This is a genomic window from Pseudooceanicola marinus, from assembly GCF_020177265.1.
GTDB classification, from domain to species: Bacteria; Pseudomonadota; Alphaproteobacteria; order Rhodobacterales; family Rhodobacteraceae; genus Pseudooceanicola; species Pseudooceanicola marinus_A.
In genome coordinates this window covers 1-20,745 of the sequence record NZ_JAIVMC010000014.1, presented here as the reverse complement: position 1 = coordinate 20,745, position 20,745 = coordinate 1, and the positions used below count along the sequence as shown (strand labels likewise).

The following is a 20,745-nucleotide window of genomic DNA, read 5'->3' as shown; positions in this document are numbered from 1 at the left end:
CCTAGCTGACCGTAGCACGGCCCTGACCGATGGCCGATTGCATTGTGCGCACCACCACGAAGGCGTCGCGCAGGTGCGCGCGTTCGAAATCCGACAGCTCGGACGGCACCAGATAGTTGTCCGGCGCCTGGCCGTCGCGGATCTGCCGCGCCTGATGGCGCAGCCGGGTCTCGGCGATCAGGTCGTAGGCGTCCAGCAGGTCCCGCGCGCCGGAGGCAGAGACCGGCCCGCCCGCCGCGCTTTCGATCCGGGCGCGGGTGTTCACCGGCTCCAGCCGCCCCATCAGCGCATAGAGCCGCGCCAGATCCACCACCGGCACCACGCCCGACATCTTCAGGTCGACACTGTCTTTGTGATCGCCCGAGCGGATCCGCGCGATCGAGCGGAAGAGGCCCAGGGGCGGCTGATGCTTCAGCGAGTTGGCGATCATGTGCGCCACGAAGATAGAGTTCTTCGATGCCGCCTCCAGCGTGTCGAGGTGCAGCGCCTCGTAAAGGGCCGTCTCCCCCCGGATCGGGCGCAGGTCGAACATGACCGAGGCCAGCATCTGCGCCTCGGGCACGGGGCGGTCGATCCAGCCCTGGAAATAGCTGCGCCAGACCGACAGCGGCTGCCGCCAGCGCGGGTTGGAGGCCATCATCTCGCCGGGGCAGAAGACATAGCCAGCGGCGTTCAGTCCCTCGGTGACCTTCGCCGCAAGGGCATCGAAATAGGGCAGGTCGGCCTCGCGCGCGGCGTCATCGAGGATCAGGCAATTGTCCTGATCCGAGACGCCCGACTGTTCCATGCGCCCCTGGCTGCCGCAGGCCAGCCACAGGTAGGGCACGGGCGGCGGACCTAGATCGGCTTCGGCCAGGACCAGCAGACGGCGGGTGGTGGCATCGGCCACATCGGTGATCAGCCGGGTGATCACGTCGTGGCGGTTGCCCGCGCCGGTCAGTTGCAGCAGCATCGCGGGGATGCGGGCGGTGGCGGCGGCGATCTGCGCCACGCCCTCAGCCTCGGCGATGGAGGAGATCAGCCAGCCCGAGGTCACCGCCTGTTGCCGCATCAGATCGGTCCGGGTGACGATGCCCAGAAGACGGTCGCCCTCGACCACCGGCACATGGCCGATACGGCGTTCCATGATCAGGTGCAAGACGTCCGTGCCCAGGGCCGAGGACGACAGGGTCAGCGGATCGGGCGTCATCACCTGGGCCACGGGGGTGGCGGGGGGCAGGCCCCGGCCCAACACCCGGCCCGACAGGTCGCGGATGGTGACGATGCCCACCAGGCGGTCGCCTTCGGTGACCAGCAGGCAGGAAATGCCTGCCTCCTGCATCATCCGCGCAGCCTCGGTCGCGGGGGTGTCGGGGCCGCAGGTCATGGGCCCACGCGTCATCAGATCGGCCAGCCGCGCGGTGGCCAGCGCCGCCGGGCGTTCCGGCGCGCGCCGCGCCTCGCCCCGTTCGAAGAAACGGGCGACGGCGGGTTCGGACTGGCGCAGGGCGTGGAAATCGGCGGCGGGCAGCAGCAGTAGCTTGCAGCCGGTGCGCGCCACGGCGGTGGTGGCGGCGATGCCGTCGCGCATCAGCCCACGTTCACCGAAAGAGTTGCCGGTCTTCAGCCGCGACAGCTCGGCGCCTGCCGCATCGCGGATCGCCACCTCGCCGCCACGGATGATGAAAAGGCCGGGGGCGGGGGTGCCATGGGTATAGATCACCTCGCCGGGCGCCAGGTCGCGCGCCTCAAACCGGCCAGCGACATCCGACAGGGCGGCGGGGGTCAGGGTGGAATAGGGATGCAGGCCGGAGAGGAAACTGGCGATGCTGTCCATCTGGCGTCTCTCGATCTGGCCTTGGGTCTTTGGGTGGAGGCAGAGGGCCGCGCATGGCGGCCCCCTGCGAGAAGTAGGGTATCAGTGATCGGCGGCTGCCGCACCTGCGCCGCGCGGGATGCGGACGCTTTCCACCAGGTCCTCGATATCCGAGGGGATCGGCGTGGTGGATTTCGACACCGCGAAGGCCACCGCGAAGTTCACCAGCGCGCCGATCGCCCCGAAGGAGGTCGACTTGATCCCGAACAGCAGCGGTTCGGCATCGGTGAAGCTGTTGGTGCCCGGGATGAAGAACCAGCCCTTGTGCAGGAAGATGTAGAGCAGGGTCAGCAGCAGACCTGCCAGCATCCCGGCCACGGCGCCCTTGTTGTTCACCTTGGTAAAGATGCCCATCATCAGCACCGGGAAGATCGAGCTTGCCGCCAGGCCGAAGGCCAGGGCCACGGTCTGCGCCGCGAAGCCGGGCGGGTTCAGACCCAGCCAGGTCGCCACCGCGATGGCCACGGCCATGGCGATCCGGGCCGACAGCAGCTCACCCTTCTCAGAGATGTTGGGGGTCAACTGCCCCTTCATCAGGTCGTGGGAGACCGCCGAGGAGATGGCCAGCAGAAGACCCGCCGCCGTCGACAGCGCCGCCGCAAGGCCGCCCGCCGCGATCAGGCCGATCACCCAGCTGGGCAGGTTGGCGATCTCGGGGTTGGCGAGCACCAGGATGTCACGGTTGAAGTTGTTCAGCTCGTTGCCTTCCCAGCCTTCGGCCGCCGCGCGTTCCTGCATGTCGGGACTTGCGTCGTTGTAGTACTGGATCAGCCCGTCACCGTTCAGGTCTTCCCAGCCCAGCATGCCGGTCTGTTGCCAAGTCGCCATCCAGTCGTAGGTCGGGTCGGTTTCGATCTGTTCCAGCGACACGGCCTGCGCGTCGGTGCCATTGGGCCAGAACTGCTGCGTGATGTTCAGACGCGCCATGGCGCCCACGGCCGGGGCCGTCAGATACAGCAGCGCGATGAAGACCAGCGCCCAACCGGCGGACCAGCGGGCATCGGCCACGCGGGGCACGGTGAAGAAGCGCATGATCACATGCGGCAGACCGGCGGTGCCGATCATCAGCGACAGGGTGAACAGCACCAGGTTCAGCGTATCACCGTTATGGGCGGTGTACTGGTTGAAGCCCAGCTCGGTCACGATCTGATCGAGCTTCTGCAGCAGCGGCTCACCAGAGGCCAGGTCGGTGCCGAAAAGGCCCAGGCCCGGGATCGGGTTGCCGGTCAGTTGCAGCGAGATGAAGATCGCCGGGATGGTGTAGGCCAGGATCAGCACGATGTACTGGGCGACCTGGGTGTAGGTCACGCCCTTCATGCCGCCGAAGACCGCATAGGCGAAGACGATCACGGCGCCGATCAGCAAGCCGGTGGTGTTGTCCACCTCCAGGAAGCGGCCGAAGGCCACGCCCACGCCGGTCATCTGACCGATCACATAGGTGACGGAGCAGATGATGAGGCAGATCACCGCCACCAGACGCGCGGTCGGGCTGTAGAAGCGATCGCCGATGAACTCGGACACGGTGAACTTGCCGAACTTGCGCAGGTAGGGCGCCAGCAGAAGCGCCAGCAGCACGTAACCGCCGGTCCAGCCCATCAAGAAGGCGGAGTTGTCGTAGCCCACGAAGGCGATGAGGCCCGCCATGGACAGGAAAGAGGCCGCCGACATCCAGTCGGCCGCGGTGGCCATGCCGTTGGTTACGGGGTGCACCCCGCGACCGGCGGCATAGAATTCCGACGTGGACCCGGCTCGGGCCCAGATCGCGATGCCGATGTAGATGGCGAAGGACGCCCCCACGAACAGCAGGTTGATGGTAAACTGGTCCATGGCCTCTTACTCCTCCTCGACGCCGAATTCCCGGTCCAGCTTGTTCATCTTCCACGCGTAGAAGAAGATGATCGCCAGGAAGACCAGGATGGAGCCCTGCTGGGCGAACCAGAAGCCGAGGTCGGAGCCCCCGACCTGGATGCCCGAGATCAGCGGCCGCAGCAGGATGCCGAAGCCGAAGGACACGAGGGCCCAGATGATCAGACTGATCTTGATGATGCGGACGTTTGCGGCCCAGTAGGCCTTGCCGTCCGACGCGCTGTCGCGTCCGGTTTCGGGTGACATGTCCCCTCCTCCATTGGGTGTGTCGTTATTGTGCCGCCCCCCGCGCGCCGTTCGGCAGACGGAGGCCGGGTCGTCTCAGCCGGTGACGCCTTCGGCGATCCGGCTCATCTGGTTGGACACCTCCTCGATGTCCTGCATGGCATCGACGCGGGCCAGGGCGCCGCGGGCGTCGTAGTAGGCGACCAGCGGGGCGGTCTGGGCGTGGTAGGCCTCCAGCCGGGCCGCCACGGTGTCGGGCCGATCATCGGCGCGGCGCTGCATCTCGGTCCCACCGCAGGCATCGCAGACACCTTCGACCGCCGTCGGCTTGAAGCTGTCGTGATAGCCCTCGCCGCAGGCCTTGCAGGTGAACCGGCCCGAGATCCGGTCGACCATGGCCGCGTCGTCCACCTCCAGCGAGATGGCCGCGTCGATCTTCGCGCCGCGCGCCGCCAGCAGATCGTCCAGCGCCTCGGCCTGGCCGGTCGTGCGTGGGAAGCCATCCAGGATGACCCCCTGCGTCACGTCCGGCTGGCCCAGCCGGTCGGTCAGGATCGCCAGCACGATTTCGTCCGACACCAGCCCGCCCGCATCCATCACAGCCTTCGCGGCCTGGCCAGCCTCGGTGCCGCGGGCCACCGCGTCGCGCAGCAGGTCGCCGGTCGACAGCTGCACCAGGCCGAAGCGTTTCTCCAGCAGCCGCGCCTGGGTGCCCTTGCCGGCGCCCGGAGGCCCCAGCAGGATCACCACGGCGGGAGCGTCGGGGGCGGGATGTGTCTGTCCGTCCATCATCTGTCCTGCCTCCGCCGCTCAGTCGCGGTTCTTGCGGTTTTCGATCAGATCATCGACCACCGACGGATCGGCCAGGGTTGAGGTATCACCAAGCGCGCCGTAGTCGTTCTCGGCGATCTTGCGCAGGATGCGGCGCATGATCTTGCCCGAGCGGGTCTTGGGCAGGCCCGGCGCCCATTGCACCAGATCGGGGCTGGCGATCGGGCCGATCTCGTTGCGGACCCAGGCGCGCAATTCCTTCACCAGTTCATCCGAGGGTTCCACGTCGTTCATCAGGGTCACGTAGCAGTAGATGCCCTGGCCCTTCACCGCGTGGGGGTAGCCCACCACGGCAGCCTCGGCGACCTTGTGGTGCGCGACGAGGGCCGACTCGACCTCCGCCGTGCCCATGCGGTGGCCGGAGACGTTGATCACGTCATCGACACGGCCAGTGATCCACAGATCGCCGTCGGCATCCGCGCGGCAGCCATCGCCGGAAAAGTAGTGGCCCTTGTACTGCTGGAAATAGGTGGCCTCGAACCGTTCGTGATCGCCCCAGACGGTGCGCATCTGACCGGGCCAGCTGTCCTTCAGGGCCAGCACGCCTTCGGCGGGGCGTTCGGTGATCTCTTCGCCCGTCGTGGCGTCCAGCACGACCGTCTGCACCCCGAAGAAGGGTTTCATGGCCGAGCCGGGTTTCGTCGCATGCGCCCCGGGGATCGGGGTCAGCAGGTGGCCGCCGGTCTCGGTCTGCCACCAGGTGTCGACGATGGGGCAACGGCCCTGGCCGACCTTCTCGTTGTACCAGTTCCATGCCTCGGGGTTGATCGGTTCCCCCACTGTGCCCAGCAAGCGCAGGGAGGACAGGTCGCATTTCTCGACGAATTCATCCCCCTGCCCCATCAGCGCACGCAGGGCGGTCGGGGCGGTGTAGAACTGGTTCACCTTGTGCTTTTCCACCACCTGCCAGAAGCGGCTGGCGTCGGGGTAGGTGGGCACGCCTTCGAACATCACCGTGGTCGCGCCGTTCGCCAGCGGCCCATAGACGATGTAGGTGTGGCCGGTGACCCAACCCACATCGGCGGTGCACCAGTAGACGTCGCCTTCGTGGTAGTCGAAGACCACCTCATGGGTCAGCGCCGCATAGGTCAGGTAGCCGCCGGAGGTGTGCACGACGCCCTTGGGCTTCCCGGTAGAGCCGGAGGTATAGAGGATGAACAGCGGATCCTCGGCATTCATCGGGCGCGGCGGGCAATCCGGCGCGGCGTGCGACATGAGATAGTTCAGGTCAACGTCCCGCCCGTCGACCCAGCTGGTCTGATCGCCGGTGTGTTTCACCACGAGGCAGCGCACCTTGTCCGAGCAGTGCAGCAGCGCCGCGTCGGTGTTAGATTTCAGCGCGGTGCGGCGGCCGCCGCGGGGGGCGGTGTCGGCGGTGATGACGATCTTGGCGCCGCAGTCGTTGATCCGGTTGGCCAGGGCATCGGGGCTGAAGCCCGCGAAGACGACCGAATGGATGGCGCCGATCCGGGCGCAGGCCAGCATGGCATAGGCGGCTTCGGGGATCATCGGCAGGTAGATCACCACCCGATCCCCGCGCATCACGCCCTGGCTCAGCAGGACGTTGGCCATGCGGTTCACCTTGTCCGACAGCTCATTGTAGGTGATGTGCTGCGCCGGCGCCTCGGGGTCGTCGGGTTCAAACAGGATGGCCGTCTGATCGCCACGGGTGGCCAGGTGCCGGTCGACGCAGTTCACGGCGACGTTCAGGAAGCCGTCCTCGAACCACTTGATGCTGACGCGGCCGAAATCGAAGCAGGTGTTCTTGATCGTCGTCGGGCGGGTAACCCAGTCCAGACGCTCGGCCTGTTCGGCCCAGAAGCCCTCGGGATCGGTGACGGAACGCTCGTACATCGCGTCGTAGGTGGCCAGATCTACATTGGCCTGGGCCACGAACTCTTCGGACGGCGGGACAACCCCGCTTGCGGGCATTGCGACGTTCATCGGGTCTCCTCCCTCTGCATGTGGTCCGTACGCGGCGGCCTCCTCTTGGCGCAGACATACAGACGTCAACAAAGGGATAACGAAGCGGAAAAGTTCTTTCTAGTGTTTTGTAAATACTGGCTTTATCTGTAAATTTATTTCCCACATACACGGTTAATCTGTTAACTTCTTGACAGCCTCAACCGAAGTGCAGGCAGGTCAGGCGTTTAGCCTTCCGCAAGGACAGGGAAAGCGCCCGTCCCGGCCCGCTGTCACGCCCCGCGAGGCCGACAGATTGTCGCAACACGCGCACCGGAAAATCGTGCACCGACGTATACCAACGGGAAAAGCCCAGAGCATTCAGGGCGCTAACATGCCGAATCAAGCCCGGGCCCTGGCCCGAAGTGATTCGCAGCCGACGAGCACTGCCGCCCCCGACGCCCTGCCCGGGCAGCCTCAGTCGATCTTGGCCACCACGCTTTTCAGCTTGGTATAGCTCTTCATCCCTTCCAGGCCCTTTTCGCGGCCGAACCCGGACATCCGATTGCCGCCAAAGGGCACCTCGATGCCGCCGGCGAAATACTCGTTGATGAAGACCTGACCCACATCGAGATCCCGCGCCAGGCGCAGCCCTTCGGTGATGTCGGAGGTATAAAGCCCTGCGACGAGGCCGAAGGAACTGTCATCGGCCAGGGAAAGTGCGTGCTCCGCATCCTCGGCGATCTGCACGGTCAGGACGGGGCCGAAGATTTCCTCCTGCACCAACTCGTCGTCGCGGGGCCTGTCGGCGATGATCGTTGGCTCATAGAACCAGCCCGCGCCGGTTTCCGGGTCCACGGTCGCCGCGCCGCCGGTCAGCACCTCGGCGCCGCGCGCCCGGGCGCGGTCAACGAAACCGCCGATCTTCTCCAGCTGCTCGGGCGAGTTCACCGGCCCCAGCTTCGGATCGCGCAGCCCGTGGCCGATGGACAATTGCGCCGCCCGCCGGCTCAGCCGCTCGACGAACTGATCATGTATGCCCCGTTCGATCACCAACCGCGACCCGGCCGAACAGACCTGGCCCGCATGCTCATAGATCGCGCCCAGCACGCCATCGATGGCCTGATCCTGATCGCAATCGTCCAGCACCACCACAGGCGACTTGCCGCCCAGTTCCAGCACCAGCCGGGTCACATTGTCGGCGGCGGCCCGCATCACCGTCTGGCCGGTGCCGACCGATCCGGTGAAGGTGATCTGGTCGACCTGAGGGTGCGCCACCAGCGCCGCCCCGGTGTCGCGGCCCAGGCCGGTAACCACGTTGCAGACCCCGGCGGGCAAGCCCGCCTCATAAAGAATCCCCGCCAGCATCAGGGCCGAGAAGGGAGTCTGCTCGGCTGGCTTGGCCACCACCGCGCAGCCAGCGGCCAGCGCAGGGGCGATCCCGCGCGCGGCGGTCGAGATGGGGAAGTTCCAGGGAATCACATGGGCGGTGACGCCCACGGGTTCGTAATGGCTATAGCCCAGGTAGCCGCGCGGCAGTGGGAAGGTATCCCCCTGCAGCTTGTCGCAGGCCCCGGCGTAATATTCGAACGCCCGGGCCGCGCCGCCCACGTCGCCGCGCGCCTCGGAAATCGGTTTGCCGCAGTCCAGGCACTCCACCAGTGCCAGTTCCTCGGCCCGTGCGCGGATCAGCATGGCCGCGCGCATCAGGATCCGCCCCCGGTCGGCGGGGGCCGTGTGGCGCCAGCTGTCGCGGAAGGCGCGGCGGGCATCCAGAACGGCACGATCCACATCCTCGGCGCTGCCATTGGCGAAACGTCCGAAGGGCTGGCCGCGCCCGGCGTCGAAGCTTTCCAGCACCTCGGCGCCGAGGCCGGTATAGGCGCCGGAAATGAAATGTCCCTCGGGCAGCGCAGGCGTTTCCGCGCCGGACAGGATGGCGTCGATGTTCATGATGTCAGCCCAGCTCGCTTGCCTGATAGGTGGATTTCGCCAGCCATTCGGGGTTGATTTCCACCCCCCAGCCGGGCGCGTCGGTGACCATGGCCTGGCCATCGGTGATCTGGTAGGGATCGTTCAGGAACAGGTCATCCTGCCAGGGGTAGTAGTCCAGCCCCTCGATCGAGAATTCCAGGTACTTGCCGGCGTTCGGCATGGCGCGCAGCAGGTGCATGGTGAAGATCGTCACCAATGACAGGTTGGCCGCATGAGGGGTGACGGGCATCCCCGCCGCCTCGGCCAGTTTCGCCACCCGCAGTGTGCGGGCAATGCCGCCCAGATAAAGGACATCCGGTTGCAGCACGTCGACGATGCGGCCGTCGATCATGCCCTTCCAGTTGGCGATCATGCAGTCCTGCTCGCCGCCGGTCACGTCGATCTGCAACGCATCGGTGACCTGTTTGGTCTGCGCGAATTCCCAATATGGGCAGGGTTCCTCGTAGTGGCTGATGCCGTGGTCGATCAGCATCTTGCCCACCTCGATGGCCTTGGCGGGCGAGTAGCAGGAATTGGCATCCACCAGCAGCGTGGCGTCATCGCCCAGGGCCCGGCGGATCGTCGGCACGATTTCCTCTGTCCGACCCGGCCATTCGTCCTGATCGCGCCCCACCTCGGCGCCGATGCGGAACTTGAAGGCGTCGAAACCGTGAGCATCGCGAAGACCCAGGAAACGGTCGGCCTCGTCCCGGGGCGTGATGTCGCGTTTCATCGACGAGGCATAGGCGCGGAAGGGGCCGGGGGTGCCGCCGATCAGCGCGCAGACCGGCTTGCCCTCCAGCTTACCGCGCATGTCCCAGATGGCGGTATCGACCCCACCCATCGCGCGGCGCAGGTAGGCACCGGGGAACTTGTGCTCCCGGTCGCGGACAATATCCATCATCGCGTCCACGTCAGTGCAATCGAGGCCCAGCGCGAAGGGCGCGACCTGGCGATGCAGCACCTGCGCGGTAATGTCGGCATTATAGGGCGCCACTTGGCCCCAGCCCTGCGCGCCGCCCTCCGCGGTGACCCGCACGAAGCAGATGAATTCGTTCGAAAACGTTTCGATTTTCTCAAGTCGCATGTCTCGGGTCGTGCTTTCCTGCTGGACTGAGCGCGAAACTGGCGAAAAATTGGTGGACTCTACATATCCATTTTCGCAACCTGACTAGACCAATTATCGGGACCCTTTGCATGAAACAGGCCGCCGGCGCGCTGCTCTCCTCGATCCAGCTGGATCGCACCTCGAAGAAAAGCGTGGGCGTGCAGCTTTACATGGCGCTGCGGGCGCTGGTGCTGGGCGGCGGGCTGCGCCCGGGCGAGCGGTTGCCCGCGACCCGGACCCTGGCGCGGGAGGTGGGCGTGTCGCGGACCACGGTCATCGACGCCATCGACCGGCTGGTGGCCGAGGGTATGCTGGTGTCGCGCGTGGGCGCGGGCACCTTCGTCAGCGACACCCTGGCCAGCCAGACGCCGCCCCCCGCGCAAGGCCCCGAGGCCGCGCAGCCGCAGACCCCGCCGCGCCTGTCCTACACGATCAACCATGCCGAACGGGACTATGCCCAGCGCAGCTGGCTGCCGCACCGTGCCGGGGCCTTTGTTTCGGCCCTGCCCGCCTTCGACGCCTTTCCCATGTCGCATTGGGCGCGGATCTCGGCCCGGCACCTGCGCGGCGAGCGCGGTGACATCATGGGCTATGGCCAGCCCAAGGGGCTGGAGGCGCTGCGCCGGGCCATCGCCTCGCACCTATCGACGCTGAAGGGGATCCAGTGCCACGCCGACCAGATCTTCATCACCTCGGGCGCGCAGCACGCCTTTTCGCTGATCGGGCGGCTGTTCCTGAATTCCGGCGACCGGGTGTGGATGGAGAACCCCGGCGCCTCTGGCGCGCGCAACGCGCTTCTGTCCGAAGGCGCGGAACTGGTTCCGGTCTCCGTGGATGATCAAGGGCTTGACGTGAAGGACGGGCTGACGCGCGCGCCGCACTTCCGGCTGGCCTTCGTCACGCCGTCGCATCAGCAACCCCTGGGGCATGTCATGTCCCTTCAACGGCGGCTGGAACTGCTGAAGGCCGCAGAAGAGGCCCAGGCGCTGATCGTCGAAGACGATTACGACGGCGAGTTCCACTACGGTAATACGCCCCAGCCCGCCCTGCGCGGCATCGACAGCAGCGGCCGGGTCCTTTACGTCGGCACCTTCTCGAAGACGCTCTTTCCCTCGTTGCGCCTGGGCTATGTGCTGGTGCCGGAACGCATGGTGGGCACGTTCGACGCGGCCTTCACCGCCTGGGCCAGCGGGCCCTCGACCGCCACCCAGGCCATCGTCGCCGATTTCATGGACGAGGGGCATTTCGCCGCCCATATCCGCCTGATGCGCCGCCTCTACAAGGCGCGCTACGCAGCGCTGATGGAGGCGGCGCGCAGCCTGCCCGACACCCTCCGCGTGGCCGAAACGACCAGCGGTTTTCACACGCCGGCCTTCCTGGCGCCTGGCATCGACGAGAACCTCGTCGTGGCCCAGGCCGCCGAGCGCGGGATCACCCTGGCGCCCCTGGGCCGCTATTGCCTGGAGCCGATCCCACAATCCGGCCTGGTCTTCGGTTTCGGCAGCGCCACGCCTGAGGACATCGTGGCGGGAATCGAACAGATCCGCGACCTGCCCGCCCTGGCCGGAAAATTGGTCTGATCATTTTGTCAGATTGGATATGAAGCGCCTGCCAATCCTGACATAGCGTTTCGCAGGGTCGCCGCCCATCCGCCGCGGCGCCCCTCGCTCATGGAGGACCAGATGGCTGACAAGATCCGGCCGGACATCAAGCAGACCCCCTACTGGCATGACACGCTGGGCCAGGCGCCGCAGATGGCGCAGGCACTGCCGCGGGCCGCGGATGTGGTCATCATCGGGTCGGGCTACACCGGGCTGAACGCGGCGCGGGTCACGGCTGCGGCGGGTCGCAGCACCCTGGTGCTGGATGCGGGCGATGCGGGCTTCGGCTGTTCCACCCGCAACGGCGGGCAGATCAGCACCAGCGTTAAACCTTCCCTGGCGGAGCTGAATGCGAAATTTGGTGCCCGGAAGGCCCGTGCAATCCGCGACGAAGGCGCGCGGGCGCTGGAATGGCTGGGCGACGAGGTCGAGAGACAGGGCTTCGACTGTGACTTCCGCCGTTCGGGCCGCTTCCACGCCGCCCATTCGCCGGCCCAGTACGAGACGCTGGTGCGTGACGGCGAGACGATGCAGCGCGAGGAGAACATCCCCTTCTTCGCCGTGCCGCGCGCCGAACAGCGCAGCGAACTGGGCACGGATGCCTATTTCGGCGGTGTCGTCTTCACCAATCATTGCTCGGTCAACCCGGCGCGCCTGCACCGCGCCTTCCTGACCGATGCCCTGGCCCGCGGGGTGGAGGTGCTGCCTCACTGTGCTGCCCTGGGGATCGAACGGACCGCAACGGGCTTTCGTGTCCGCACGGAAAAGGGTGTCGTCACGGCGCGCGACGTGGTCGTGGCGACGAATGGCTACACGGGCGCCGAATCCGGTTGGCTGCGGCGCCGCGTGATCCCCATCGGCAGCTACGTCATCGCAACCGAGGAACTGCCCGAGGCCCTGGTGGACGAGCTGTTCCCCACCGACCGCATCGCCAGCGACACCTGCAAGGTGCTGTACTACTACCGCGCCTCCCCCGACCGGCGGCGCATTCTGTTCGGCGGACGGGTGTCGGCCCGGGAGAAGGACACCGCGCAAAGCGGTCCCCTGCTCTACGAGAACATGATCCGCATCTTTCCGCAGCTGAAGGGGTGCGCGATCAGCCATTCCTGGTCCGGCAAGGTCGCCTACAGCTTCGACGACCTCGCCCATGCCGGGGTGCACGACGGGGTTCACTACGCGCTTGGTTACTGCGGCTCGGGCGTGTCGATGGCCAGCTACCTGGGCATGCGCGCGGGCCAGAAGGTGCTGGGCCTGGCCGAGGGCAAGACCGCCTTCGACGACCTGCCGCACCCGACGCAGCCCTTCTATACCGGCACGCCCTGGTTCCTGCCTGCCGCCGTTGCCTACTACCGCTGGCAGGACCGGCGCGAGTACCGCCGCGCGTTGGAAACCACATGAAATTCGTCGCCCGGTCCAAGCCGAGCCGAGGCGAGAACAGCATAAAAATCGGCCATGACCGCGCCCCCGCGTGCGGCCCATCCACAGGGAGACCATCCATGAAAGTGAAGACCCTCACGACACTCGCCGCCTCGCTGCTGGCCACGACGGCCATGGCGCAGGACAAGGAACTGACCGTCGCCTCCTGGGGCGGCTCCTACCAGGAGGCGCAGAGCAAGGCGCTGTTCGAACCTGCCGCCGCGGCCGGGTTCGACGTGAAACAGGAAACCTATGGCGGCATGTCCGACGTCCGCCTGCAGGTGCAGACAGGCCAGGTAACGCTGGACATCGTGGCCTCGGGCTCCGGCTCGGCCGCACGTGCCGGCGCCGAGGGGCTGCTGGAAGAGCTGGATTACGACGTCATCGACGTCTCCACCTTCTACCCCTCGCTCTATTCCAAGTACTGCATCGGCGGCGATGTCTTCTCCACCGTCTTTGCCTGGAACACCGAAACCTACGGCGAGGACGGCCCGCAAAGCTGGGCCGACTTCTGGGATGTCGAGAAATTCCCCGGCTCGCGCGCCTATCGCGGATCGGTCGCGGGCGCGCTGGAACCGGCGTTGATGGCCGATGGCGTGGCGCCGGAAGATGTCTACGAGGTGCTTTCCTCAGAAGACGGCATCGAACGCGCGCTGGACAAGATCCGCGAGCTGCGGCCCAATATCGACGTCTTCTGGTCTTCGGGCGCGCAGCATGCGCAGCTGATGAAGGACGGCGAGGTCGACATGAGCACCGGCTGGAACGGCCGCTTCGACAATGCTGCCGCCGATGGCGCCAAGGTGGCCTATACCTACAACCAGGCGCTGCTGGACTATGACTGTTTCGCCATTCCCAAAGGCGCGCCCAACACGGACGTGGCGATGGAGTTCCTGAACGAGATCTCCAAGCCCGAGTATCAGGACGACCTGCCGAAATACATCACCTACGGCCCCACCAACAAGGCGGCCTACGAGACCGGTGAAATCACCGAAGAGGTCGCGGCCACCCTGCCGTCCTCGCCCGAGAACGCGGCGCTGCAGCTGCCGATCTCGCTGGAATGGTACGCCGAATGGGAAACCATCGCGGCCGAGATGTACCAGGAAATGCTGACCGAATAATCCGGTCCCACCACCAGACCCGGCGGGCGCCCCTTCGCACCTGCCGGGCTTTCAGTTGAAGGGGGTAGCTTTGGCAACCGCAAGCAAGGACGCACTGCCGATCACCGTGGCCAATGTCACCAAGACCTACGGCAAGGTGCACGCACTCGACGATGTTTCGCTGGAGGTGAAAAGCGGGGAGTTCCTGACGCTTCTCGGCCCCTCCGGTTCCGGCAAATCCACCCTGCTGATGGTGCTGGCGGGCTTCACCCGGCCCGATCACGGCAGCCTGAAATTCGGCGACACCGAGGTCATCCGCACCGCGCCGCACCTGCGCGAGGTTGGCATGACCTTCCAGAACTACGCGCTGTTTCCCCACATGACCGTGGCCGGCAACGTGGGCTATCCCCTGCGCCTGCGCAAACGCCCCAAGGCCGAAATCGCCGAACGGGTCGAAAAGGCGTTGGAGACGGTGCAACTGGGTGGTTTCGGCAATCGGCGGATCGACCAGCTGTCTGGCGGCCAGCGTCAGCGCGTGGCGGTGGCCCGCGCCATCGTGTTCGAGCCGCGCATCCTGCTGATGGACGAACCGCTGTCGGCGCTGGACAAGAAGCTGCGCGACCAGATGCAGATCGAGCTGCGCCGCCTGCACGAGAAGCTGGGCATGACCACCGTCTACGTGACCCACGACCAGCGCGAGGCGCTGACCATGTCGGACCGGATCGCGGTGGTGAACCATGGCCGCATCATGCAGCTGGCCACGCCCCATGACCTGTATGAACGCCCCGCCAACCGCTTCGTGGCGGACTTCATCGGCGACAGCACCTTCCTGAAGGTCACGCGCCAGGGCGACCGGATCACCTGGGGCGACATGGCCCTGGCCCATGGCGCGCCCGCGCCCGACACGGCCGAGCTGGCGATGATGCTGCGCCCCGAACGCATCGCCCTGTCCGACAGCGGTCCGGTGGAGGGCGCCAACAACTTTGCCGCCACCGCCGAGAACGTGGTCTATCAGGGCGATAGCTATCTGGTGCAGGCCCGTCTGTCCGACGGGGCCGAGATCATCCTGCGCCGCGCCATGAGCGGCGCGACCGCCACCACCATGCCCGCCCCCGGCGACGCCATCACCCCGACGGTCGCGCCGGAAGACACGGTGCTGATCGACGGGCGCGAGGTCTGACATGGTGGCCATTCACGCAAACGAAGACGGGCTGCGCCGGGACGAGCGGCTGGAACGGCTGAAACTGTTCGGCCTGTCCTCGCCCGCCACCCTGCTGATCCTGGTGATCCTGGTTATTCCCGTCGGCTGGCTGTTCTACGTGTCCTTCGTGGGCGCCGACGGCAGTTTCAGCCTTGAAAACTACGAACGGATGGTCAGCAGGAAATCCTATTCCCGGATCTTCATAACCACCTTCCAGGTCAGTTTCCTGACCACGGGCCTGTGCATCCTGATCGGCTATCCGCTGGCCTATTTCCTGTCGCAGCTGCCCCCCCGTCTGGCCAGCCTGTGCATGATAACCGTGCTGCTGCCCTTCTGGACCTCGCTGCTCGTGCGCACCTACGCCTGGCTGGTGCTGTTGCAGAAACAGGGGTTGATCAACAGCTGGGCCATGTCCCTTGGGCTGTGGGATGAGCCGATCAAGATGGTCCACAACATGACCGGCACGCTGATCGGCATGGTGCATATCATGCTGCCCTTCCTGATCCTGCCGACCTATGGCGCCATGCGCGCCATCAGCCAGGACTACATGAAGGCCGCCTCCAACCTCGGCGCGCGACCCCGCACCGCCTTCTGGACCGTGTTCTTCCCGCTGTCGACGCCGGGCCTCTTTGCCGGGGCGCTGATGGTCTTCATCCTGTGCCTGGGCTTCTTCGTGACGCCCGCGGTGCTGGGCGGCGGCAAGGTGATCATGGTCTCGATGAAGATCGTCTCGAACATCGAGCTTTTCGTGAACTGGGGCGCGGCCAGCGCGCTTGGCGTCGTGCTGCTGGTGCTGACGATGATCATCCTCTGGGTCGCCTCGCGGTTCCTGAAGCTCGACCAGATCGCCGGAGGGGGACACTGATGCTGCGCTGGCTGAAATCCCCCGCCACGGAAACCCAGATCACCCATGGGCAGCGGCTGTGGCTGTATATCTTCGCGGTGATCATCATGGTGCTGCTGGTCACGCCCACGCTGATCGTGATCCCGATGTCCTTCTCGGACAGCCAGTACCTGGAGTTCCCGCCCGAAACCTGGTCGCTGCGCTGGTATCGCAACTACTTCGGCTCGCCCGAATGGATGCAGGCCACGCGCACCTCCTTCCTGACCGCCTTCCTGACCATGCTGGTGGCGACGCCCGTGGGCACGCTGGCGGCCTACGGGCTGCACGCCTCGCGGGTGCGCTTCGTCCAGGCGGCCTTCGTGCTGATGATCACGCCGATGATGGTGCCGCTGGTGCTGGTGGCGATCGGCGCCTTTTATGTCTACGTGAAGCTGCAGATCCTCTACACGATCACCGGCCTCGTCCTGGCGCATACCGTGCTGGCCCTGCCGCTGGTGACCATCGTCATCGGATCTGCGCTGAAGGGCTATGACATGAACCAGGAGGTCGCGGCGCGGTCCCTGGGCGCGCCCCGGTGGAAGGCCTTCCTGACCGTCACCCTGCCACAGATCAAGTTCGCGGTGGTGACCGCGGCACTGCTGTCCTTCCTGACCTCCTTCGACGAGGTGGTGGTGGCGATGTTCATCTCCGGCGGCGACAACCCGACGCTGACCCGCAATATGTTCAACGCCCTGCGTGACCAGATCGACCCGACCATCGCCGCGATCTCGACCATCATGATCCTGGTGACCACGCTGATGATGGTGCTGGCGCAGATCTTCGGCCAGCAACGCCAGCCCGGCGGCGAGTGACCCCTTACCGGGTCCGCCGCCCGCGCGCGGCCCCGCAACCCCTTTTCGGAGCAACCGATGACCGACCTGAAGACCTTCGCCGCCCTGGCCCAACAGCCGCTTGGCGATTTCGCCCCCAAGCCCACGACCCTGACCCCCGGCCAGGAGGAGGCCAGCGCGATGCTGTGGACCTCGGCCGATGGCCAGACCAAGATCGGTGTCTGGGAATGCACCCCCGGCCATTTCACCGCCGACCGCACGGCGGCGGGCGAATATTGCCACATCCTGTCGGGTCGCGCCTCAGTCACCAATGCCGATGGCAGCGGCACGCGCGAGATAGGCCCCGACGACCTGCTGGTGCTGCCCCAGGGCTGGACCGGCGAATGGGTGATCCATGAACATATGCGCAAGCTGTTCGTCATCACCCCAGTCGTTGCCAAGTAACCCACGGCCTGGAACCCTGCCCATGTCAGAGCATGACTTCATCGTCGTCGGCGCCGGCTCGGCCGGCTGCGTGTTGGCCAACCGGCTCAGCGAGAACGGCCGCTATTCCGTCCTGCTGCTGGAGGCCGGGGGCAGCGACCTGCATCCCTGGATCTGGATGCCCATTGGCTATGGCAAGACCTTCTACCGGGCCTCCGTCAACTGGATGTACATGACCGAACCCTCGCCCGAGCTGGAGGGCCGTCCCTCCTACTGGCCGCGTGGCAAGGTGATGGGCGGGTCCAGCGCAATCAACGCCATGGTTTATGTTCGCGGCCATGCGCAGGATTTCGAGGACTGGAAGGACGCCGGCAACCCGGGCTGGGGCTGGGACGGCGTCCTGCCTCATTTCCGCGCGATGGAGGCCAACGACGCGGGCGGCGATGCCTGGCGCGGCGACAGCGGGCCCCTGCGGGTCACGACCACCGCGCGCGACCTGCACCCGATCTGCGAAGACTTCATCGCGGCAGGGGCCGAGCTGCAATACCCCCGCAACGCCGATTTCAACGGCGCCGACCAGACCGGCGTCGGTGCCTACCAGATCACCGCCGCCGACGGGTTCCGCATGTCCACCGCCCGCGCCTATCTGCGCCCGGCGCGCAAGCGCCCCAACCTGCGGGTGGAAAGCCACGCCCTGGCGGCCCGGCTGATCTGCGAGGGGCGCCGCGTCACCGGCGTGACCTATCGCCAGAAGGGGATGGAGAAGACCGCCAAAGCCCGGCGCGAAGTGATCCTGTCGGCGGGGGCCATCAACTCGCCCCAGCTTCTGCAACTGTCGGGGATCGGCCCGGGCGCCCTGCTGCGCTGCCACGGAATCGAGGTGCGACACGATCTGCCCGGCGTGGGGCAGAACCTTCAGGATCACCTCTGCATCGACCACCTGTACCGCGCCACCCGCCCGACGCTGAACGATCAGCTGCGGCCCTGGTACGGCAAGCTGTGGCAAGGGCTGCGCTATGTGCTGACCCGGCGCGGGCCGCTGGCCCTGGGGGTGAACCAGGCGGGCGGTTTCGTCGCCTCGCGCCCCGGTCTGGCGCGGCCCAACATGCAGCTCTTCTTCTCGCCGCTCAGCTATACCAAGGCACCGCCAGGCAAGCGGCCGCTGATGAACCCGGACCCCTTCCCCGGTTTCCTGCTGTCGGCGCAACCGACGCGGCCCAGCAGTCGCGGCCACCTGGCGATCCGATCCGCCGACCCGGGCGCCCCGCCCGAGATCCACCCCAACTACCTGGCGACCGAGCATGACCGGCAGGAAATCGTCGAGGGTGCCCGCCTGCTGCGCCGCTTTGCCGCCACGCCTGCCCTGTCGCGCCTGATCGAGGCTGAGATCGCCCCCGGTCCCTCCACCCGGACGGACGACGAGATGCTGGCCGATTGCCGCGCCCGGGCAGGCACGGTCTTCCACCCGGTCAGCACCTGCCGCATGGGGCCGCTGGATCAGGGCAATGTCGTCGATGCCCGCCTGCGCCTGCATGGGATGGAGGGGTTGCGCATCGCCGATGCCTCCATCTTCCCCACACTGACCTCGGGCAACACCAATGCCCCGGTGATCATGGTGGGCGAAAAGGCCGCGTCGCTGATCCTCGAAGACCACGCCGGCTGACAACCGCCCGCTTTCTGGTCGGCCCTGCGGAAATCGGCCCATCCGGCAGCGCATGCCCTTCCCTCTTCCGCGCCGCCTTGGCAGCCTGCGCGGAACGCCCCGGGGCGCCTGCCCTCGCCGACTGGAAGACGCCCCTGATGAAGTTGATCGACACCGTCCGGACCGGCACCGCGGAGCCCCTGCCCTCTTCTCTCTATGCCGCCGAGACCACCGAAGAGCTGCGCCGCCCCCTGCGGGAGAACCGCGACGCCGAGGTGGTGATCATCGGGGCGGGCATTCTCGGCCTGTCGACCGCCCTGGCTCTGGCGGAACGCGGGGTGACACCCCTCGTGCTGGAGGCCAACAGCGCAGGCTGGGGGGCATCGGGACGCAATGGTGGCCAGGTCAATTCCGGTCTGAAGCACAGCCCGGACAAGGTGGCGCGCGACCTGGGCGCCGAGGCGGTGCGCTTTGCCTATGGAGCACCGCGCGCCGTGAAGGACTTGGTGGCCCGGCTCAACCTAGACTGCGACTACGTCAACGGCGGCGGATATCGCGCGGCTCGGGATCGGCCCGGATGCCGCGACGCCGAGGCACTGGTGGCGGAGTGTATTCGCCATGGTATCCCGGCAGAGTTCCACGGCGCGCGCCGCATGTCAGAGGCTACCGGCACCGACCGCTATTCCGGAGCCCTGTTCGACCCCGAAGCAGGTCAGCTGAACCCGTTGAAGTACAGCCTGTCGCTGGCCCGCGCGGCGCGTGCCGCTGGCGCGATGATCTTTGAAGACAGCCCGGTCACGCAGGCGCGCGCGACGTCGGAGGGCTGGGAGCTGACGACGCCGCGTGCGCGGGTGCGGGCCGGGCGGATCCTGGTGGCGACGAATGGGTACAGCGGTGGCGTTCTGCCGCGACTTCGACGCTCGGTTTTGCCGATCTTCAGCACCGTCGTGGCCACTTCGCCGCTGCCGCAGGCCCTGCGGGAGCGCATCCTGGCGGCGCGGGAGGTGCTGTACGAGACGAGTTTGGTGACGGTCTATTACCGGATTGACGCTGCCGGTCGTTTGGTTTTCGGCGGTCGTGGGGGGCAGTGTCCGGCGTCTGGTGTTGGATCTGCGCGCTCGCTTTGCGGTTTGGCGGAGGAGATCTGGCCTGCGCTTCGGGGCCAGGGCTGGGCGTACGGGTGGAACGGGCGGCTCGCGCTGACGGTGGATCACTCTCCTGGACTGCACGCGCTGGCGGGACCTGGTCTGGCCTGCGTGGGGTTCAACGGGCGGGGGGTTGCCCTGAGCACGGCTCTTGGCCCGCAGTTGGCGGAGGCGCTGATCGACGACCGCCCCGAGGCGGTGCCGCTGCCGTTGACGCCGATGCAGCCGGTGCCGTTTCAGCGGTTCTGGCCGACGGGGGTCTCGATCGCCTTGGGCTGGCACCAGGTGAAGCAGCAGCTGAGCTTCGGTCGCGCGCGCCTCTAGCTCAGAAGCGCAGGGTGATCTGGCAGCCGAAGGCGGTGGCGGCCGCGTCGCCGAAGTCGACGTCGCCGTGGCCGCGGGCGTCCCAGGCCTCCTTGGCCAGGCCGGCGCCGAGGGTCAGCAGGCAAGTTTCCAACGGGGTCATGTCGCTTTCGCGCGCGGCCAGGGCGATGGCCGTGCCCGCCAGCAGGTGCAGTTTCTTGTCGTCATCGGCAACAGTTAACAGTCCCGCTGTCAGCAGGGCATGAGGGTCCATCACGGGGCTCCGGCAGATTGTCCTTGGTGAAGCCTGTGTAAACGCCAGGTTAAGGCCGAGCGACGAGAGTCTTGCAAACTCGTTAACGGCCGCGGGTAGCTCCCGGCGTTCTGGGGGCCGGAGGCTCGGTGCTGGCTGCGGGTCCGTGCGCGCGCCGCTGGCTTTTGCCCGATCGCGTGCGGCTCGGTCGGGGTCTGGGGTAGGCTGG

At 66.7% G+C, this 20,745-nt stretch carries 17 protein-coding genes; 9 read left to right on the top strand and 8 right to left on the bottom strand.

The window, feature by feature from the left end; genetic code table 11:
* Window position 1: 1 nt before the first annotated feature.
* The 7 genes from LC066_RS19725 to LC066_RS19695 form a co-directional block, all read right to left on the bottom strand.
* Window positions 2-1,816: a DUF294 nucleotidyltransferase-like domain-containing protein gene (locus LC066_RS19725; protein ID WP_224902783.1), complete on the bottom strand. Its 1,815-nt coding sequence runs from the start codon at window positions 1,814-1,816 to the stop codon at window positions 2-4.
* Between the two features lie 81 nt (window positions 1,817-1,897).
* Window positions 1,898-3,682 (bottom strand): sodium:solute symporter family protein, encoded by a 1,785-nt coding sequence (locus tag LC066_RS19720; protein WP_224902780.1) that lies wholly within the window; start codon window positions 3,680-3,682, stop codon window positions 1,898-1,900.
* A gap of 6 nt (window positions 3,683-3,688) precedes the next feature.
* Complete coding sequence (locus LC066_RS19715; protein ID WP_085889299.1) at window positions 3,689-3,967, bottom strand: DUF4212 domain-containing protein; 279 nt, start codon at window positions 3,965-3,967, stop codon at window positions 3,689-3,691.
* A gap of 75 nt (window positions 3,968-4,042) precedes the next feature.
* Window positions 4,043-4,735, bottom strand: a complete 693-nt coding sequence (locus LC066_RS19710) for an adenylate kinase (RefSeq protein ID WP_224902777.1) — start codon at window positions 4,733-4,735, stop codon at window positions 4,043-4,045.
* Between the two features lie 21 nt (window positions 4,736-4,756).
* Complete coding sequence (acs, locus tag LC066_RS19705) at window positions 4,757-6,721, bottom strand: acetate--CoA ligase (RefSeq protein WP_224902774.1); 1,965 nt, start codon at window positions 6,719-6,721, stop codon at window positions 4,757-4,759.
* A 435-nt stretch (window positions 6,722-7,156) separates the two neighbouring features.
* Window positions 7,157-8,632, bottom strand: a complete 1,476-nt coding sequence (locus LC066_RS19700; protein WP_224902771.1) for an aldehyde dehydrogenase family protein — start codon at window positions 8,630-8,632, stop codon at window positions 7,157-7,159.
* 4 nt (window positions 8,633-8,636) lie between these two features.
* The gene (locus tag LC066_RS19695) at window positions 8,637-9,740 is read right to left on the bottom strand and encodes a mandelate racemase/muconate lactonizing enzyme family protein (protein ID WP_224902756.1); all 1,104 of its coding nucleotides are present in this window, start codon (window positions 9,738-9,740) and stop codon (window positions 8,637-8,639) included.
* 110 nt (window positions 9,741-9,850) lie between these two features.
* On the opposite strand from LC066_RS19695, the gene LC066_RS19690 reads away from it, so the two are divergent.
* From LC066_RS19690 to LC066_RS19650, 9 genes are all read left to right on the top strand, one after another.
* Entirely contained in the window at window positions 9,851-11,341 is a 1,491-nt protein-coding gene (locus LC066_RS19690) for a PLP-dependent aminotransferase family protein (RefSeq protein ID WP_224902753.1), read from the top strand.
* A gap of 102 nt (window positions 11,342-11,443) precedes the next feature.
* Entirely contained in the window at window positions 11,444-12,760 is a 1,317-nt protein-coding gene (locus LC066_RS19685; RefSeq protein WP_318246728.1) for an FAD-binding oxidoreductase, read from the top strand.
* A gap of 98 nt (window positions 12,761-12,858) precedes the next feature.
* Entirely contained in the window at window positions 12,859-13,896 is a 1,038-nt protein-coding gene (locus tag LC066_RS19680; RefSeq protein WP_224902750.1) for a polyamine ABC transporter substrate-binding protein, read from the top strand.
* A 70-nt stretch (window positions 13,897-13,966) separates the two neighbouring features.
* Complete coding sequence (locus LC066_RS19675) at window positions 13,967-15,055, top strand: ABC transporter ATP-binding protein (RefSeq protein WP_224902747.1); 1,089 nt, start codon at window positions 13,967-13,969, stop codon at window positions 15,053-15,055.
* A gap of 1 nt (window position 15,056) precedes the next feature.
* Window positions 15,057-15,941, top strand: a complete 885-nt coding sequence (locus LC066_RS19670; RefSeq protein WP_224902745.1) for an ABC transporter permease — start codon at window positions 15,057-15,059, stop codon at window positions 15,939-15,941.
* Window positions 15,941-16,771 (top strand): ABC transporter permease, encoded by an 831-nt coding sequence (locus LC066_RS19665; RefSeq protein ID WP_224902743.1) that lies wholly within the window; start codon window positions 15,941-15,943, stop codon window positions 16,769-16,771. Before LC066_RS19670 ends, LC066_RS19665 begins: the two co-directional genes overlap by 1 nt.
* Before the next feature lie 57 nt (window positions 16,772-16,828).
* Entirely contained in the window at window positions 16,829-17,194 is a 366-nt protein-coding gene (locus tag LC066_RS19660) for a cupin domain-containing protein (protein WP_224902741.1), read from the top strand.
* A gap of 22 nt (window positions 17,195-17,216) precedes the next feature.
* Window positions 17,217-18,836: a GMC family oxidoreductase gene (locus LC066_RS19655; protein ID WP_224902739.1), complete on the top strand. Its 1,620-nt coding sequence runs from the start codon at window positions 17,217-17,219 to the stop codon at window positions 18,834-18,836.
* A 137-nt stretch (window positions 18,837-18,973) separates the two neighbouring features.
* Window positions 18,974-20,284 (top strand): NAD(P)/FAD-dependent oxidoreductase, encoded by a 1,311-nt coding sequence (locus LC066_RS19650; protein ID WP_224902738.1) that lies wholly within the window; start codon window positions 18,974-18,976, stop codon window positions 20,282-20,284.
* 1 nt (window position 20,285) lies between these two features.
* Here LC066_RS19650 and LC066_RS19645 read toward each other — a convergent pair whose 3' ends face one another.
* Window positions 20,286-20,537, bottom strand: a complete 252-nt coding sequence (locus LC066_RS19645; RefSeq protein ID WP_224902736.1) for a hypothetical protein — start codon at window positions 20,535-20,537, stop codon at window positions 20,286-20,288.
* Window positions 20,538-20,745: the final 208 nt, after the last annotated feature.

What these genes read in the sequence shown, in the direction of transcription:
- LC066_RS19725 (WP_224902783.1), bottom strand. Translation starts at nt 1,816, where the DNA reads ATGGACAGCATCGCCAGTTTCCTCTCCGGCCTGCATCCCTATTCCACC.
- LC066_RS19720 (WP_224902780.1), bottom strand. Translation starts at nt 3,682, where the DNA reads ATGGACCAGTTTACCATCAACCTGCTGTTCGTGGGGGCGTCCTTCGCC.
- LC066_RS19715 (WP_085889299.1), bottom strand. Translation starts at nt 3,967, where the DNA reads ATGTCACCCGAAACCGGACGCGACAGCGCGTCGGACGGCAAGGCCTAC.
- LC066_RS19710 (WP_224902777.1), bottom strand. Translation starts at nt 4,735, where the DNA reads ATGGACGGACAGACACATCCCGCCCCCGACGCTCCCGCCGTGGTGATC.
- acs (WP_224902774.1), bottom strand. Translation starts at nt 6,721, where the DNA reads ATGAACGTCGCAATGCCCGCAAGCGGGGTTGTCCCGCCGTCCGAAGAG.
- LC066_RS19700 (WP_224902771.1), bottom strand. Translation starts at nt 8,632, where the DNA reads ATGAACATCGACGCCATCCTGTCCGGCGCGGAAACGCCTGCGCTGCCC.
- LC066_RS19695 (WP_224902756.1), bottom strand. Translation starts at nt 9,740, where the DNA reads ATGCGACTTGAGAAAATCGAAACGTTTTCGAACGAATTCATCTGCTTC.
- LC066_RS19690 (WP_224902753.1), top strand. Translation starts at nt 9,851, where the DNA reads ATGAAACAGGCCGCCGGCGCGCTGCTCTCCTCGATCCAGCTGGATCGC.
- LC066_RS19685 (WP_318246728.1), top strand. Translation starts at nt 11,444, where the DNA reads ATGGCTGACAAGATCCGGCCGGACATCAAGCAGACCCCCTACTGGCAT.
- LC066_RS19680 (WP_224902750.1), top strand. Translation starts at nt 12,859, where the DNA reads ATGAAAGTGAAGACCCTCACGACACTCGCCGCCTCGCTGCTGGCCACG.
- LC066_RS19670 (WP_224902745.1), top strand. Translation starts at nt 15,057, where the DNA reads ATGGTGGCCATTCACGCAAACGAAGACGGGCTGCGCCGGGACGAGCGG.
- LC066_RS19665 (WP_224902743.1), top strand. Translation starts at nt 15,941, where the DNA reads ATGCTGCGCTGGCTGAAATCCCCCGCCACGGAAACCCAGATCACCCAT.
- LC066_RS19660 (WP_224902741.1), top strand. Translation starts at nt 16,829, where the DNA reads ATGACCGACCTGAAGACCTTCGCCGCCCTGGCCCAACAGCCGCTTGGC.
- LC066_RS19655 (WP_224902739.1), top strand. Translation starts at nt 17,217, where the DNA reads ATGTCAGAGCATGACTTCATCGTCGTCGGCGCCGGCTCGGCCGGCTGC.
- LC066_RS19650 (WP_224902738.1), top strand. Translation starts at nt 18,974, where the DNA reads ATGAAGTTGATCGACACCGTCCGGACCGGCACCGCGGAGCCCCTGCCC.
- LC066_RS19645 (WP_224902736.1), bottom strand. Translation starts at nt 20,537, where the DNA reads ATGGACCCTCATGCCCTGCTGACAGCGGGACTGTTAACTGTTGCCGAT.